15 protein-coding genes are annotated in these 16,020 nt (G+C 45.9%); 7 read left to right on the plus strand and 8 right to left on the minus strand.

Annotated features, from left to right (window positions below; genetic code table 11):
* The 6 genes from JJU34_RS11405 to JJU34_RS11430 form a co-directional block, all read left to right on the plus strand.
* Positions 1-191 (plus strand): hypothetical protein (locus JJU34_RS11405; RefSeq protein WP_228692495.1); only part of this gene is annotated, 191 nt, incomplete at its 5' end.
* 200 nt (positions 192-391) lie between these two features.
* Positions 392-586: a hypothetical protein gene (locus tag JJU34_RS11410; protein WP_228692496.1), complete on the plus strand. Its 195-nt coding sequence runs from the start codon at positions 392-394 to the stop codon at positions 584-586.
* Positions 587-819: 233 nt separating this feature from the next.
* Positions 820-2,547, plus strand: coding sequence for a solute carrier family 26 protein (locus JJU34_RS11415; protein WP_228692497.1), 1,728 nt, complete (start codon positions 820-822; stop codon positions 2,545-2,547).
* A gap of 63 nt (positions 2,548-2,610) precedes the next feature.
* Complete coding sequence (locus JJU34_RS11420) at positions 2,611-3,492, plus strand: aldose 1-epimerase family protein (RefSeq protein ID WP_228692498.1); 882 nt, start codon at positions 2,611-2,613, stop codon at positions 3,490-3,492.
* A gap of 68 nt (positions 3,493-3,560) precedes the next feature.
* Entirely contained in the window at positions 3,561-4,817 is a 1,257-nt protein-coding gene (locus JJU34_RS11425; protein ID WP_228692499.1) for an ectonucleotide pyrophosphatase/phosphodiesterase, read from the plus strand.
* The gene (locus tag JJU34_RS11430) at positions 4,807-5,205 is read left to right on the plus strand and encodes a group III truncated hemoglobin (protein WP_228692500.1); all 399 of its coding nucleotides are present in this window, start codon (positions 4,807-4,809) and stop codon (positions 5,203-5,205) included. Before JJU34_RS11425 ends, JJU34_RS11430 begins: the two co-directional genes overlap by 11 nt.
* 20 nt (positions 5,206-5,225) lie before the next feature.
* On the opposite strand, the gene JJU34_RS11435 is transcribed toward JJU34_RS11430, so the two are convergent.
* The 7 genes from JJU34_RS11435 to JJU34_RS11465 form a co-directional block, all read right to left on the minus strand.
* Entirely contained in the window at positions 5,226-6,398 is a 1,173-nt protein-coding gene (locus JJU34_RS11435) for a PQQ-dependent sugar dehydrogenase (RefSeq protein WP_228692502.1), read from the minus strand.
* A gap of 77 nt (positions 6,399-6,475) precedes the next feature.
* A complete protein-coding gene (locus tag JJU34_RS11440; protein WP_228692504.1) occupies positions 6,476-7,096 on the minus strand; it encodes a ribonuclease HII in 621 nt (206 codons plus the stop codon).
* Entirely contained in the window at positions 7,071-9,740 is a 2,670-nt protein-coding gene (locus JJU34_RS11445; protein WP_228692505.1) for a glucosidase, read from the minus strand. The genes JJU34_RS11440 and JJU34_RS11445 overlap by 26 nt, the downstream gene beginning before the upstream one ends.
* Before the next feature lie 208 nt (positions 9,741-9,948).
* Positions 9,949-11,106: a glycosyltransferase family protein gene (locus JJU34_RS11450; protein ID WP_228692507.1), complete on the minus strand. Its 1,158-nt coding sequence runs from the start codon at positions 11,104-11,106 to the stop codon at positions 9,949-9,951.
* Position 11,107: 1 nt separating this feature from the next.
* Entirely contained in the window at positions 11,108-11,926 is an 819-nt protein-coding gene (locus JJU34_RS11455; protein ID WP_228692508.1) for a metallophosphoesterase, read from the minus strand.
* Between the two features lie 134 nt (positions 11,927-12,060).
* On the minus strand, positions 12,061-13,404 hold the full coding sequence (locus JJU34_RS11460) for an ATP-binding protein (RefSeq protein WP_228692509.1): 1,344 nt from the start codon (positions 13,402-13,404) through the stop codon (positions 12,061-12,063).
* Positions 13,394-14,776 carry a sigma-54 dependent transcriptional regulator gene (locus JJU34_RS11465; RefSeq protein ID WP_228692510.1) on the minus strand — a complete coding sequence of 461 codons (1,383 nt, stop codon included), beginning with the start codon at positions 14,774-14,776 and terminating at the stop codon, positions 13,394-13,396. Before JJU34_RS11465 ends, JJU34_RS11460 begins: the two co-directional genes overlap by 11 nt.
* Before the next feature lie 206 nt (positions 14,777-14,982).
* On the opposite strand from JJU34_RS11465, the gene JJU34_RS11470 reads away from it, so the two are divergent.
* On the plus strand, positions 14,983-15,411 hold the full coding sequence (locus JJU34_RS11470; RefSeq protein WP_228692511.1) for a peptidylprolyl isomerase: 429 nt from the start codon (positions 14,983-14,985) through the stop codon (positions 15,409-15,411).
* Positions 15,412-15,470: 59 nt separating this feature from the next.
* Here the strand turns inward: JJU34_RS11470 and JJU34_RS11475 are convergent, their stop codons facing one another.
* Positions 15,471-15,902, minus strand: a complete 432-nt coding sequence (locus JJU34_RS11475; RefSeq protein ID WP_228692512.1) for a hypothetical protein — start codon at positions 15,900-15,902, stop codon at positions 15,471-15,473.
* Positions 15,903-16,020: the final 118 nt, after the last annotated feature.

The raw sequence follows: 16,020 nt of genomic DNA on the forward strand, positions 1-16,020 counted from the left end.
CTGCCGCGCCGATGTTACTGGTACGCCTAGGCGTACGGGAGAGTAGAGCCTGTCCCGAGTATCGGGATCGCCGCCACTTTATAAGAACCCTAAGGAGAACTCTAGGGGGTTTTGTGTTTTTAGGGGGTATCGGGGGATGGATAGATATATGCCTTCGGCGATATAAGGTTGATATATGCTTCGCGATATAAAGTTGAGATATGCCTTCGGCGATATAGGGTTGATATATGGAAGTAATGGATCGTTTTGTGCCAGTGATGTCGTTTTGAACAGCGCCACTTTGAAAGATCATGTCAAACGATGTCTGAATTATTTTCTACTTTTGCGTATATTTTTGGTCATTTTAACTAGGCGATAAAAAGAGATGTCTGTGAAACATATTTTGTTGATTATGATTTTTTTTTGTGTGGTAGCAGGCTGCCAGGATGCTGCGTTTGATGTTACAGATAGGGATTTCCTTTGGGAAAGATTTAATGGAAAATATGAATTGGTATCCGGCTTGTTGCAAACACCCATAGGTAACGATGGCAAAAACACCTTGCTTGATTTGAGGTCCATTCGGTTTTTAGAAAATGAAATGATTTAAATAACAGCTTTTAGAAGGTTATACACCAGCATGGCTTGGGTTGAGTTGGAAATTATTTCGGTGTATAGGAGATACACTAAAGTAACCTAAATTTTTTTAGGGAAAGGCTTCGAATTTCGGTCGATTGGGATGCCTGTGACTAATATCACTTTTTTTGCAGAGGCATTTTGAGACTTTTGTGGTAGAGTTTGGCTTCCAGCTATTGGGGGCCTTAGTACAAAAGCAATCAATCGATGAATATAAAGAGTTACTTACCGATATTGGAGTGGCTTCCGAAGTACGAGAAGACACAATTCAGAGGAGATTTGTCTGCGGGAATAACTGTTGGGATTATGTTGATCCCACAGGGTATGGCTTATGCCATGCTCGCAGGATTGGAACCCATACACGGGTTGTATGCGGTGACGATTCCATTGATTTTGTATGCTGTTTTTGGAACCTCTAGGCAGCTTGCAGTAGGGCCTGTAGCCATGGTTTCTTTGTTGACCGCTGCGGGTATTGGTTCTCTGAACCCCGAGTCACCTGATCAATACCTTTTGTATGCACTTACCCTTGCTTTTTTGGTAGGACTTATCCAGTTTGGGATGGGAGCCCTCAAGCTGGGTTTTGTGGTGAATTTCCTTTCCCATCCAGTGATCAATGGGTTTACATCGGCGGCAGCCATCATCATCGGCCTAAGCCAAATCAAGCACTTGTTTCGAATCAACCTCCCGAACAGTGAACATGCGCAGGAAATGCTGTTCGCCATCTTTCAGAATATCCAGAATATTCATTGGTTGACATTTGCCATTGGTGTGGGCGGAATTCTGATTATTAAATACGGCAAAAAAATTCATCCCTCGCTACCCACCCCGTTGGTGGCGGTAGTCTTCGGGATTGTACTGGTATGGGGGTTTGATCTTTCCTCCCAGGGTGTAAGGATCGTCGGTGAGGTACCTAGTGGTCTTCCTACGTGGAGTGTCCCTTCCTTTGATTTCGGCGTATGGGGAACGCTCCTGCCAATTGCATTGACTATTTCATTGGTCGGTTTTGCTGAGAGCTTTGCAGTAGCCAAGACAATACAGTCGAAGCATAAAAATTACAAACTGGATTCAAATCAGGAATTGATTGCCTTGGGTATTTCCAATTTTGGTGCGGCATTCTTTAGGGGTTTTCCGGTAACTGGAGGTTTTTCACGCACCGCAGTCAATAATCAATCCGGGGCAAAAACGACTATGGCTTCGGTTATTTCCGCAGTATTGATCGTGTTAACGCTCCTGTTTTTCACAGCGCCTTTTTACAACCTTCCTAGCGCAATTCTTGCTGCGGTAGTGTTGGTAGCTGTTTCTGGATTAATAGATTTCAAAGAACCACTCAACCTTTGGAAAAAGGATAAGTCTGATTTTGCCATGTTGATAGCCACTTTTTTGGTAACCCTTACTTTGGGAATAGAAACCGGGATAATCACGGGTATGGTACTTTCCTTGGTGATGGTGATTTATCGGGCATCCAGACCACACATGGCACAACTGGGAAGGGTCCCCGGGACAAACGTGTTTAGGAACATCAAACGGTTCAACAATCTAGAGGTGAAGGAGGATGTACTCATGGTGCGCATCGATGGGCCAATATATTTTGCCAATGTAAAATTTATCAAAGACAAGATGGATAGTTGGGTGGACGAAAAGCGGGAAACGCTGAGAACGGTTATCCTGAATATGGAGTCTGTACCAAGCGTGGACAGCACCGGGGCGCACGAGTTGCAGGAATGGATTCTGAGTTGGAGGGCTTTGGGGATAGACGTCTGTATCACGGCTACCAAAGGCCCGGTGAGGGATGTGCTGAATCGCTGGAACCTGATAGAATGTGTAGGTGCGGACCACATGTTTATTGACGATCAGACTGCATTGGAATACGTTGAAGAAAACCTAACCTCGGATATTCTGGAGCGCTTTAAGCCGTACGCGACACAATCCAATTGACGTTATTATGGGGTAAAAGTGGTGATTTATCGGTACTTTTACCCCGGAATAGCAACGATAGTGGTGGAAAAAATTAATTTAAACTTAGGAGATCGGTCTGCCGTCATTCACTTGATGGGAGCCGAATTAAGCAGTTACAAAATTGGGGATTGGGAGTATATATGGCAGGCTGATCCGGCTATTTGGGCCAGACATGCCCCTATTCTTTTTCCCATAGTGGGTAGGCTTAAGGATAATCGATATACCTATCAGGGCAAGACGTATTCGTTGGGACAGCACGGATTTGCCAGGGACAGCATGTTTGAATTGGTGTCATCCACTGAAACGTCGGCTGTATTTGTCCTTCGAGCAGATGCAGAATCCCTCCGTAATTTCCCCTTTTTGTTCGAACTTCTGGTTCGGTACGAGATGTTGGCAGAGGGACTGGAAGTAAGCTATGAGGTAAAAAATGTCGCCACAGAAGCGGATTTGTTGTTTTCCATTGGCGCACACCCGGGATTCAAATGTCCCCTAAATCCAGAAAGTGAGCTCTTGTCGGATTATATCTTAGACTTTGGAAATGAGGATCTCATAGAGCTAGGGCTCTATCCGTTGGAAGACGGATACATATCCATGAGCAAGCGCAGCATGGCCTTGTCGAAGGGAATGATGCCTTTGAAGGATCAACTATTTTTGGACGATGCGCTGATTATGGATGTCCTGCCTCCGGCAAAAGTTTCCGTCCGGCACAGGGAAACCGGAAGGGGTTTTGGTATGGAATTCGCTGACTTTCAATGGATTGGTATATGGTCCAAGGAACCCGACGCAGGTTTTGTATGCTTGGAGCCCTGGAGCGGCATTGCGGATACCGTAGATCATCAAGGGGATTTCAGTCAAAAACTGGGCATTCAACGTTTGCGGCCAAAGGCCAGCTATGTGGTCAACTATCGCATGTATTTTTGGTAGGCCGAACCTTCCATCTTGAACTCCTTGTTATCATTAGCTACAAGATCTGTGAATTTCAATACCTTTCTATGTGTGTTCGTATTCCTCTTTGGGTAGGTCTATTACTTTTTATTTCACAAAGTGTTTTTGCGCAAAGCCAAGATACCTACGTGGTATTGATATCCTTGGACGGATATCGTTACGATTATACGGAGCGTTTTCGACCTGAGAATATTCAACGCATCAGTAAGGAGGGTGTGACAGCAGAGGGCCTGATACCGGCCTTTCCCAGCAAGACATTTCCAAACCATTACAGCATCGCAACCGGCATGTTGCCTGAGTTCCATGGGTTGGTAGACAATACATTTGTTGATCCCGAATTGGAGGGTAGGTACAGTGTCGGCAGGCGGGAAGCCGTGCAGGACCCGTCCTGGTATGGAGGCACACCCTTATGGGTACTCGCCGAACAAAACGGACTAAAGGCTGCCAGTTATTTTTTTGTTGGTACCGAAGCACCTGTACAGGGTATACAGCCCAGTTACTTTTATAACTACGATGCTCAGGTGTCCAATCTATCCAGGGTATCGAAGGTTTTTGAATGGTTGGAATTGCCGGAGCCGGAAAGGCCCAGGTTGATCACCTTATATTTTTCGGATATGGACGATGTAGGCCACCGCTATGGGCCCCAAAATGACTCCAAGCTAAGACCAAAGCTTGAAAAGCTGGACCGTGAAATGGGGGCACTGATGGAAGGACTCAAAAGTTTGGACCTAGATATTCAAGTCGTGGTAGTGTCTGACCACGGAATGGCAGCGGTGCCAAAACAGCAGCTACTAGCGCTCGACGAGTTGTTGGAGGGAATTGACGCCGAGGTTGCTAATAATGGAGCTTTGGCACATATATATCTCAATGAAGGGGCTGACCTGGAGGCTGTGCAGCAGCTTTTACGATCTCGTGGCTCCCATTACCAGGTGGTAAAGCCGGATGATCCCGGTTTTTATACTCCCAATGCTCCGTATACGACTCGATTGGGCGACCTATTGGTGGTTCCCGATTTGGGGTTTTACTTAGCTACTGGCGCAGATATGGTTCGGTACCAAAACCGGGCAGCTATGTTTACGACGGATACTTTTGGAGAACATGGCTTTTCGCCGGAGTTTCGCGAGATGCATGGCATTTTCTATGCCTGGGGTTCAAAAGTTAAACCGGGGCTTCAGATACCAGCATTTCAGAATGTTCATGTATATCCGCTGGTGTGCCACTTGTTGGGTTTAGATCCGCCAGCAGGGGTCCAAGGTGAGTTGCGTGTATTGCAAGGGATTTTACTCGATGAAGATGGGAAATGATAAGCAAATTGTAGGTAGAGCAGAAGTGTCTCACTTGGTTAGAAGCTTTTACAGCAAAGTGAGGCAACACGAACGACTGGGCCCCATCTTTAACAGCATCGTAGATGATTGGGAGGTTCATTTGGAACGCTTGACCGACTTTTGGGAAATGGTATTGCTAAACACCGGACCGGGCGCCGGAAAGTTTAATCCGGTGCCGGTTCATAAGGAGGTAGACCGTGCCGTACACCATGAATTGGATCAAGCGCATTTCGGAAACTGGCTCGAGCTATGGTTCCGCACGATTGATGAGAATTTTGACGGAGAAACCGCTGCCTATGCCAAGGAGCATGCCCGCAAGATGGCCCACATCCTATTTTTCAGGATCATGGAGGGCAGGAAGATATAGGAGTGGTTTCTTGGTCTAGCTTAGTGGGGGATTTCGATTTTGATGATTTTGTCGTCGTTCAGCTGTACCGGCGCCCTGCCGTCTGTATTGCTAGTTACTGCATATAAATGTCCGTCAGGGCCTATCGTAATGTCTCTAAAGCGGCCGTAGATACCTCGGGAAGGGGCATAGGAATACCAGCGTTCGATTTTCTTCACTTGGAAGTTGTTGTCCCGGTCCAGCACCAGGCGTAGGATGGCTTGGCCACCCAATGAGGCCACATACAAATCCCCGCCATGGAACACCATTCCTGCCGGGGGAACAGCTGCCAGGTTCCAGGAAGCAATGGGGTCTTGGTACTCGGCTATCTGCGGAGCGCCAACCACCACAGGCCATCCGTAATTGCCCCCTTTATGAACCAAGTTGATCTCGTCTCGGTACCGGACGTCCCCTTCTACTTCTGCGCCGGAGGGGCCATGTTCTGAGTTAAAGAATGCACCTGTTTCCGGGTCCCACGCAAAGCCCTGTACCACACGGTGTCCATAGGAAAATATGGGTGAATTGGGAAATGGGTTGTCTGAAGGAATGCCACCATCCGGGGTAACCCGGAGTATTTTTGACGCCAAACTGTTCAAATCCTGAGCAATAAAGGGATCGGACATGTCGCCCGTTCCAATATAGAGCATGCCATCCGGTCCAAAGGCTATTCTACCTCCCAAATGAATGGCGTAGGCAGGAATATTGTCTAATATAACTTTGTCCACGTCCGCCGAATTTCCCCGATGAGTAAGGCGAACGACCTTGCTGGTTAGCTCGTTTTGTTGGTTTCTATACGCGTACATTACATAGATCCATCCATTTTTTTCGAATGCTGGGTGTAGATCCAACCCCATCAGACCAGCGTCCACTTCATGCGTCACGTCAGCTATTTCCAAATAGGGTTCTTGTTTTTTTGTCCCTGCGGGTATCCGCACAATGGTTCCGGGACGCTGTGCGACCAGTGCATCGCCATTTGGCAGGAAGCGCAGCGACCATGGAATGGTGAGATTTTCTACCCAAACCGACGTCTTAACGCCTTCAATCACCGGCATAAACGTATCCGATACTTTTTGGGGTACCTCACCAATGATCGGTTGGGCCTTGCGGACTTCCTGTTGGGAAATGGCATTTGTCAGGGCGAACAGCAGTAAGAGAAGCGAAAAGAAGTATCTCATGAGGAATGGGGTTGAAAGTAATTTAGGTGTAAGTTTAACAAATAAACATGGCTGCTAGCTCGATTGTTATCGATTATTCAGTTCGAATCTGTTGTCGAGTTAAAACCCAAGGTGAGTTGGTCTGGCAGCAAGCGAAATGTCTGTCGATGCCAAGGGGTAGGTCCATTCCGTCGGATAGCCTCTCGGTGGGCCTTGGTAGGGTACCCGGCATTTTTTTCCCAGCCATATCCGGGGAATTCCAGTGCCAAATGCGCCATGTAACGGTCTCTGTGAACCTTGGCCAAAATGGATGCCGCTGCGATACTGGCAAATTTCCCATCTCCTTTTACGATGCAATCAAACGGAATGTTTAAGGTTGTTTTGAATCGATTGCCATCTATCAAGAGGTGTTCAGGCGTAGGAGATAATTTCCGGATTGCCCGTTCCATGGCCAAGAACGAGGCATTCAGGATGTTGATCTGATCGATCTCAGCCACGCTTGCCTCTGCTACCGCCCAGCTCAACGCAACGTTGGATATTTCCACCACCAAGTCCTCTCGTTCGGCCTTCGTGATTTTTTTGGAGTCGTTTATCCATTTGTTCGAATATCCCGACGGAAGAATTACCGCAGCGGCTACCACCGGCCCGCAAAGGCAGCCACGGCCTACTTCGTCGCAGCCCGCTTCAATCCGATCAGCTTCTAAATAGGGTAGTAACATTTTCGTGCAGGTTCGTTTCTTTGGTGATCTTGTGAATCATCTCAGCAACCAATCCCGTCCAGCCTGTTTGGTGGGAGGCCCCTAATCCCCGTCCGTTGTCTCCATGGAAATACTCATAGAACAGGATAAGATCTTTGAAGTGTGGATCGGTCTGCATTTTCTCGTTATCGCCATAGATAGGCCGTCTGCCGTTTTCATCTTTTGTAAACAGACTAATGTTGCGTTTGGATAGCTCTTTGGCGATCAGGTCGAGTGTCAGGTATTTCCCCGATCCGGAGGGGTATTCTATGGAAAAATTGCCTCCGTAGTAGAAGTCAAATTTCTTCAGGGATTCAATAATCAGGTAGTTGATTGGAAACCAGATGGGCCCTCTCCAATTTGAATTGCCACCAAACATCGTCGTTTCAGATTCGCCTGGAGCATACTTCACGGAAAATTGACTTCCGTTGAGTTGCAGATAATACGGGTTTTTCTCGTGAAATTTTGATAGAGACCGGATTCCATGGGGTGAGAGGAATTCTGCCTCGTCCAGCATCTTCTTTAGGACACTTTTCATACGGTGGCCCCGAAGCAGGGAGAAGAGACGGCGTCGGTCGTGTCCAGGGTGTATCCAGTTGGATACCAGTGTGGCCAGTTTTGGTTTTTCCTTAAAAAAGAAATCCAGTCGTTTTTTGAATTCAGGCAGATTTTCGAATAAATCTTCCCGAATCGGCTCCACTGCAAACAGGGGTATGATGCCTACGATGGATTTCACTTTCATGACCATGGCCTGCTGCCCAGAAGGGTGTAATACATCGTAGAAAAACTGATCCTCCTCATTCCAGAGGCTGATGTTTTCACCCGATATATTGTTCATCGCCCCGGCAATGTATAAGAAGTGCTCCAAAAACTTGGTTGCTGTATACTGGTACACCCGGTTGAATTCGCAGAGATCCAGTGAGATACGTAACATGTTTAGGCTAAACATGGCCATCCAAGAAGTGGCGTCTGCCTGTTCCAGTTTTGCAAATAACTTGTCGGCATGACTTCTATCGAACACACTGATATTATCCAACCCCAAGAAACCACCTTCAAAGATGTTTTTGCCTTTTTCATCTTTTTGGTTCACCCACCAGGTGAAATTAAGCATCAACTTATGGAAGGCACGCTCCAAAAATTCTTGGTCTCCCTGGCCGTTATTTGCTTTTTTATCGATCTGGAATACCCGCTGAACCGCGTAGGCATGTACCGGGGGATTGACATCGTTGAAGTTCCACTCATAGGCTGGTATTTGGCCGTTTGGGTGCATATACCAGTCGTTTAATAAAAGCAGCAGTTGATCCTTTGCAAATTCGGTATCCAACCTTGCCAAGGGTATGCAATGGAACGCCAGATCCCAAGCCGCATACCAAGGGTACTCCCATTTATCCGGCATGGAAATGATGTCATAATTCTGGAGGTGCCGCCAATTGCTGTTTCTACCGCTTTTTCGGGCTTGAGGTGGCTGATATCGACCTGGATCACCTTCAAGCCAGCGCTCCACATTGTAATAATAGAACTGTTTGCTCCACATCATACCGGCATAGGCTTGCCGTTGGATCATTTTGAGTTCATCGTCTTTGATCCTGGATTGAAGTTCTGCATAGAATTCATCCGCATCCCGCTGACGATCCTGGAGGATTTGTTCCGCGGCTTCCAGCGAGTTGTCTTCTTCGAAGTGTTGCATGCGAAAAATCACTTCCGCCTTCTTTCCCCCCGGAATACGTAGTGTATATACGGCCGCCGCTTTGGTTCCAGTGTGTTCGGGGTTCAGGTGCTTTTTGTCCCCGGATACAATAAAATCATTTATGGCATCCTTTAGGTATTTTTTTTGGTTGCCGATGTGATAGAGTTTTTCTCGGTTTGTTTCGTTGTCGCAAAAGAGCAAGGACGGTTTGTCACAAAATGTGAATATGTAATTCCCACTCTTCGGAGAGAAAGCTTTCAGGCGATTTTTAGAAAGCTTGGAAAGCCTTGGCATAAAGGGCTCATCACCTGTGAACCAGGTTTTTCTAAACCACACAGTAGGCATTACCGTCAATTCAGCTTCCTCCGTTCCCCTGTTGTAGATAGTGGCTTTGCATACGATATCGTCCTCACTTTCCTTGCCGTATTCGATAAATATGTCAAAGTACTCGTCATTGTCAAAAACCCCTGTATCAATAAGTTCATATTCCAGATCTTTCTTGCCTCTGCGATGGTTTTCGTCCAACAGTTTTTGGTAGGGAAATGCCTGTTGAGGATACTTATACAGCATCTTCATGTAGCTATGGGTAGGTGTAGAGTCCAGGTAGTAATACAACTCTTTTACATCTTCCCCGTGATTTCCCTGATTCCCAGTAAGTCCAAACAGGCGTTCTTTGATGATAGGGTCTTTGCCGTTCCAAAATGCCCAAGCGATACACAGTTTTTGTTTGTGGTCGGAAATGCCGCCTATGCCTTCTTCTCCCCAGCGGTAAGCTTTGCTGCGGGCGTCCTCATGGGTTACATTTTCCCAGGCAGCACCGTCCGGACTATAGTCTTCCCGTACGGTTCCCCACTGTCTATCTGCCAAATAGGGACCCCATTTTTTCCAATGCTTTTCCCTGTTTTTATCTTCCAGTAAACGTATTTTTTCTATAATCATTTGGTTGATTGGCACATTTGTAAACAGCGAATTTAAGGTATTTATCCAAGTTTATGGTATAAAAAAATGGATGGCTTTAAAAAAAACCAGTAGCAAGCGATCCCCATTTCTGAGACCTGGGACAACTAAAAAACGTTTAGGGCGATAGGAGGAGTATAAGGCATGAATCGGCTCGTTAAATAAAAAAAACGACCTGATTTGCCAAGGGCTAAACCTGTGTGGTATGTTGGGTGGCTATAGATGTCAACGCTGTTTGAGCAGTCACCGGGTTGGTCGCTGCCTGCAACTCGGAGAGCCATTGGTGGAACAGGATGGGTTGCTTTGCATACCACTCTCGGAATACTTCGGTAGATACCTGCTCGCGGCTTGCGAGGTAGTCGATGAACGGCTGGAGTGCAAAAGTGGAAGCGTAGATTCCGGCACCTGATAGCTCGGTATCCAATGCATTGCAAGCCTGTTCGTATTGGCCGGCTACAGGAACCACCATCACGGGTTTTCCAAGGAACATGGCCTCTGAAATGGACTCAAAGCCTGCCGTGCATACTACACCGCGGCACCCAGCCATGTAGGTGATAAATTTTTGGTCATCCAAGGCATGGACGTGAAGGTTAGAGGGGAGGGAACCGGGAGTTGCCACACGCGACCGATCCGAAAAAACTTCAATCCTCGTATCCGGGTATTCCGTGGCCATTTGGCAAATATCCGTCATATACCCTGGATTCACGATGTATGTCAGCAAGTACTCCCCGCTTTTAGGCTGACTGCGCAAAACCTGTTCCCTCAACAAGGGAGGCCAGACGGTTAGCGTTTTTGGCTGTTGGTTAGCGGGTAGCTTTCTCAGGGACAGGGCAATCCGCTGATTTGCTCCCCAGGAAGTGATGCTATTGGCAAGTAGAAAAAGCTGTTTTTGCAATCTGCCGCCTTTTGCCCAAGGGAATGATGGGTGCGCGGCAAGGTATTGGTGGCCTATGGAAATAAACTTCACTTTAGGGCGATATAGCCCATGGTATATTCCAGCTAGGAATTCGTAGAAATTAATGATTACATCGGGTTGCGATTGGATTATCAATGAATCCAATGCTTTGAGGCTATGGAGAAAGGTGGGTAATTTTTTGGTGTTTTGCCATATGGTCTGCCCTAGTCGAATGGATTTGTGGTCCTTATCTGTGACAAAGTTGGGGCTCTCCAATAGATGAACAGGGCAGGTGAACTTTTTTAGCACATAGGAAGGCACTGATCTGCGGCTGCTACTGCCAATGATTGCTTGGCATACTTCGTGTCCCGCATCGTGCAACATGTCATAAAGAGCCATTGCTTGAGTCATGTGCCCCCTGCCTTCTCCCTGAATGATGAAAAGAAACCGCATGTCAAAGTGCTGTTGGTTGGGTTTTTACGGGCTCAATCGTTGCCCGATGGATAGGGATTACCGCTTTGTCAGTGGAAGAAAAGTCGATCTCGTTATAATGTATTAATTGCCAGTTTCCCGAAAAATCCTCTGCGAGCGCACTGAGCGATTCTACCCAATCTCCCGAATTGTAATAGGCTATGCCGTCAATGGTTTTGATCTCCGCTTGGTGGATGTGACCGCAGATGATCCCGTCGCAACCTTTAGATTTGGCCATTTTTGTAAGTTCTCGCTCGTAGTCGTCTACGTAGGCTACCGCTGTCTTTACTTTTGACTTGATATATTGGGATAGGGAATAGTAGGGTAGGCCCTTTTTTCTGCGCTGATGGTTTACCTGCCGGTTTAGCCATAGCAGAAAGGTATATCCGATATCTCCGAGGTAGGCTATCCAACGAAAGTTTGTTGTTACACTGTCGAATATATCCCCGTGGGCAATAAAATAGCGCTTTCCGTGGCTTTCATATACCATATCTTTGCGGATAGACAGATTGCCGATCTCCAAGGGAAGGATTTGATCCAGAAAGTCGTCGTGATTGCCTCTGAGATAAAAAATCTTGGTCCGGTCATTATCCATCATCCGGAGCATGCGGTTAAATACCCGCGTGTGTTTTCGTTTCCACGATCCGGATTTTTTCAGTTGCCATCCGTCAATGATATCTCCGTTGAGGATCAGGTTGTCGCATCGGAATTGTTTCAAAAATCTTACAACTTCCTTTGCCTTTGATCCTTTCGTGCCTAGGTGTACGTCTGAAATGACGATGGTTTTGTAGTATGATTCCACGCTTGCTAGTTTAACTTTGGCAAGGTACGTAGGCTAAATCACTTGAAAATGTGGGGATTATTATATTAAAGTCAAGATTTGGATCAGGCAGAAGCGGGGTTTGATGTCAAAGTTAACCCTACATGAAGGCAGTGTTACGCATTGAAAATCAGCTTGAATGTGGTACCGGATCCAGGTGTTGAGCGTACTTGTATATTGCCCTTATGGCGTCGCATGATTTGTTTGGATAGGCTCAGTCCAATCCCAGATCCCTTCTTTTTAGTGGTGAAGAAGGGTATGAAAATTTTACTAAGGGCTTCTTCTTCAATCCCTTTTCCAGTGTCAGATACTTCTATGATGATTTTACCGTTTTCGTCCAGAAATGATTCCAGTTTGATGGTTTTTTGAGTACTTTCCTCCAGGGCATGAATGGCGTTTTGGGTAAGATTAATCATTACCTGTTCAATCAATGAACAGTCTGCAAACAGCAGCAAGTCATTCGGAGAGATGGTGGTTTCCAGATTTACGCCTTCGGCTTCTAATTGGGTTTTAAGGAGCAGTTGTACCCTTTCAAAAAGCTCTGAGATCCGAATAGCTGTAAATTTAGGAGTAGGTATATGGGCCAAACTGCGGAAGTCGCTCACAAAATTAATCAATCCTTCGCTTCTTTTTTCGATCGTTGAAATACCCAGTCTACAATCCTCCAACTCCTCTGCAGACATGTAGGCGGTTTTTCCGGTTTTGGTTTCTAGGTCGGCCCGCAGTGTTGCAGCCAACGAAGAGATCGGGGCTATGGAATTCATGATTTCATGAGTCAATACCCGTACGAGGTTTTGCCAAGCTTCCATTTCCTTTTCCTCGAGTTCGCTTTGTATGTTTTGCAACGATACAAGCTTAAATTTCACGTCTCTGAGCACCAATTCGATTACATATACCGAGAGTTGCATGATGCCATCCGGATGGACGATCTTTATCAACTCGCTGCCTCCTGTACGTAGGTTGTGAATGGCATGATGTAGGTCTTTGTTTACCCGGGCTACTTCTTCGATGTGATGGAGCTGTTGTATGTTAAGCATCCTTTTGGCAGCAGTGTTCATGATCTGTATGCTGCCGTCTTCCTCGAAGGTGATGAGTCCAATGCTCAAGTGTTGAAATACCGTGCGGAAATAGTGGTAATTTGCCTCTTTTTCTAGTTGGTCTTCCCTCAGTTTTGCCAAAATGGCATTGAACTCTATGTGCAGATCGTCGATTTCTGTTCCGTCAAACTTTACAGGATAGACGGTGGCATAGTTGCTTTGCTTGATGTTGTTGAGGAAAAGCCGGACCTTCTTGAAGCTGCTCTCCCCATATTGCAATAAAAAGACGGTTTGCGCTACGCCAAGAATGATGACCAGTGAAATGAGAAATACCCCTGAATCGTTGTGGATGAAGTAGGAAAGTACGAAAATGGTGGCCGCAATTCCCCCTATGCGGCCCAGTAGTCCTATTTTATAGTCCATATTTTTCCAATCTTCTATAGAGCGAGGCCCGAGTAAGTCCTAGGTCTTTGGCTGCTTTAGATATGTTGCCTCCGTTTTTGTCGATGGCTTTCTGGATCATGTTTTTTTCTACTTCATCTAGGTTCAAGGTGCTACTTTGGGCGATTTTGTCGGATGTAGGTTTGGCAGACAGAAAGAAGAAATCCCTGCCGTCGAGTTCGTCACCCTCGGCCATAATGATTGCACGCTCGATGGCATGTTGTAATTCACGGATATTGCCTGGCCAGGGGTAGCTTTGCAAAAGTTGTAGGGCGTTGCCCTTGAATCCCTTGAAGGGTTTTCGGTATTTATGGGTATAGATTTTCAAAAAATGCTCTGCGAGTAGGGGAATGTCATCCTGCCGGTCGCGGAGAGGAGGTAAAAAAATCTCTACTGTGTTGATTCGGTATAGCAAGTCCTGCCGGAATTCATTTTGGAGGATCATGTCGTGCAGGGGCATGTTCGTTGCACAGATCAAGCGGATGTCTACGGGAATGGGCTTGTTGGTGCCAATGCGGGTTACTTCTCTCCGCTGTAGCACGGTAAGTAATTTGGATTGCAAGGGCATACTCAAGTTACCGATTTCATCCAGGAAAAGGGTTCCATTGTCTGCAATTTCGAATCTGCCCGCACGGTCTTCTTTTGCGTCCGTGAAGGATCCCTTTTTGTGTCCAAACAATTCACTTTCAAACAGGCTTTCCGTAATGGCACCCATATCCACGGTAACAAATATTTCGTTGGCTCGGTGTGACCGGTCGTGGATTGCCCGGGCGATCAGTTCCTTTCCCGTTCCATTTTCTCCCAATATCAATACATTCGCATCGGTTTTGGCCACTTTTTCGATGATAGAAAAAACGTTTTTCATGGAAGCGCAGTGGCCTATGATCTCGGTAAAGGGCTTTTTTAAATCAGCCTGTAACTGCTTTTGCATGGTCGAAAGCTTTTCAACTTGCTTGTAGCTTTCCTTCAGCTTGATAGCAGAAGATAGCGTTGCGATCAGTTTTTCGTTTTGCCATGGTTTGAGGATGAAATCAGTAGCACCCTCTTTGAGCGCCTGAACAGCCATCTCCACATCCCCAAAGGCCGTAATCAATACAACAACGGCTTGGGGATCCATTTCCTTTATTTTTTTCAGCCAAAAAAAACCTTCCTTGCCCGAAGTGGTGTCTTCGGTAAAATTCATATCCAAAAGGATGACGTCAAAGCTGTAATTATTGATCAAAAAGGGAATTTTTCGAGGATCTTTTTCGATGGTTACCTCTTTGGCATACTTTTTCATCAGCATCTTTGCCGCAAAAAGAAGGTCTTCGTTATCATCTACGATCAAAATGCTCCCAATTTTATTTTCTTCCATGGTCTTTTTTATCCAAACGTATACCCAAATGGTGCCATTCTTAAAACGGTGTCAAAATAAGGGATTTACGCCTTTTTCCCAAGTAACTGTGTTCACAAACGTACGAAATTAGACCGAATATGAACAGTTTTTGCTTAATGATGGCGGTCATTTTTGATCGTTTTAAAAAAGCCTTACCTTTAACCTTTAATCAAACAATTTATTCAATGTCAGTAGCTAGTAAAGGAAACACCGTCAAAGTACATTATAAAGGAACGTTAAAGGATGGTACGGTTTTCGATTCGTCGGAAAATAGGGAACCTCTAGAGTTTGTAGTCGGCGACGGACGTATGATCAAAGGGTTTGATGCCGCAGTAAACGGCATGTCCGTAGGTGAAGATAAGACGGTCACCATTCCCTCTGTAGAGGCCTATGGCGAAAAGCGTGAAGATATGATGCTTGACGTTCCATTGGATCAGGTTCCTCCTGAAATTAAGCCTGAGGTGGGTATGGATTTATCCATCCAAAATCAGATGGGTCAGCCTACGCCTGTAAAGGTAGTGCACGTGGATGAACAAAAGATCACATTGGATGCCAATCATCCACTAGCCGGAGAGGATCTGATTTTTGATATTAAAGTGGTAGAGATCAACTAATCTCGGCACTTGGTTTGTACCAGTTGCAAAGAAGGCCGTGGCTTAAGCTTCGGCTTTTTTTAGTTTTCAGTCGTTTCTGGCCGAGATCCCTGTGGGTGAGCGTATATACTTTTGGTTTTATTGTATTTGGCATTTCCAACCTCCACTACAAATAGCTGACTGTTGGTACCGGAAAAATCGTAGTTCTTTTGAAGACCATCGTTTGGACTAATTTTATCTTCTAAAATCAGGTTACCGAGTATGTCAAAAATTTTCACCTTAGTGAGTTCTTTGGAGGCTTCGTCCAATACAATCTTAAACTTGCGGCTGCCGGTCAGCTGCAGGTCAAACTTTACTTCTGGCGTACTCAAATCTTTTGGAAAGGACAGTTCCGTCTCAAACCTACGGGAGATACCCTGGGAAAACACATCAGGTAAGGAAATCGTATCCAATGCCACCCCAAGGAGGAAGAGGAACAGGATACAGATAGTTTTTAGCAGTGTTTTCGCCATTGCGGCGCAAGTTGCAAAAATTAAGCCGTATTCTATAATTAATTAGTTATAAAATAACATTTTTTAACCACATCGGGCAGTTGTCGGTAGGGTTGTATGCATTAACCGTCTTGATGTG

This window comes from Lunatimonas sp., from assembly GCF_020832325.1.
GTDB lineage: Bacteria > Bacteroidota > Bacteroidia > Cytophagales > Cyclobacteriaceae > Lunatimonas.

Bases quoted from the DNA above. Each gene is read 5' to 3' on its own strand.
- JJU34_RS11410 (WP_228692496.1), top strand. From the start codon at position 392: ATGATTTTTTTTTGTGTGGTAGCAGGCTGCCAGGATGCTGCGTTTGAT.
- JJU34_RS11415 (WP_228692497.1), top strand. From the start codon at position 820: ATGAATATAAAGAGTTACTTACCGATATTGGAGTGGCTTCCGAAGTAC.
- JJU34_RS11425 (WP_228692499.1), top strand. From the start codon at position 3,561: ATGTGTGTTCGTATTCCTCTTTGGGTAGGTCTATTACTTTTTATTTCA.
- JJU34_RS11430 (WP_228692500.1), top strand. From the start codon at position 4,807: ATGGGAAATGATAAGCAAATTGTAGGTAGAGCAGAAGTGTCTCACTTG.
- JJU34_RS11435 (WP_228692502.1), bottom strand. From the start codon at position 6,398: ATGAGATACTTCTTTTCGCTTCTCTTACTGCTGTTCGCCCTGACAAAT.
- JJU34_RS11440 (WP_228692504.1), bottom strand. From the start codon at position 7,096: ATGTTACTACCCTATTTAGAAGCTGATCGGATTGAAGCGGGCTGCGAC.
- JJU34_RS11445 (WP_228692505.1), bottom strand. From the start codon at position 9,740: ATGATTATAGAAAAAATACGTTTACTGGAAGATAAAAACAGGGAAAAG.
- JJU34_RS11450 (WP_228692507.1), bottom strand. From the start codon at position 11,106: ATGCGGTTTCTTTTCATCATTCAGGGAGAAGGCAGGGGGCACATGACT.
- JJU34_RS11460 (WP_228692509.1), bottom strand. From the start codon at position 13,404: ATGGACTATAAAATAGGACTACTGGGCCGCATAGGGGGAATTGCGGCC.
- JJU34_RS11465 (WP_228692510.1), bottom strand. From the start codon at position 14,776: ATGGAAGAAAATAAAATTGGGAGCATTTTGATCGTAGATGATAACGAA.
- JJU34_RS11470 (WP_228692511.1), top strand. From the start codon at position 14,983: ATGTCAGTAGCTAGTAAAGGAAACACCGTCAAAGTACATTATAAAGGA.
- JJU34_RS11475 (WP_228692512.1), bottom strand. From the start codon at position 15,902: ATGGCGAAAACACTGCTAAAAACTATCTGTATCCTGTTCCTCTTCCTC.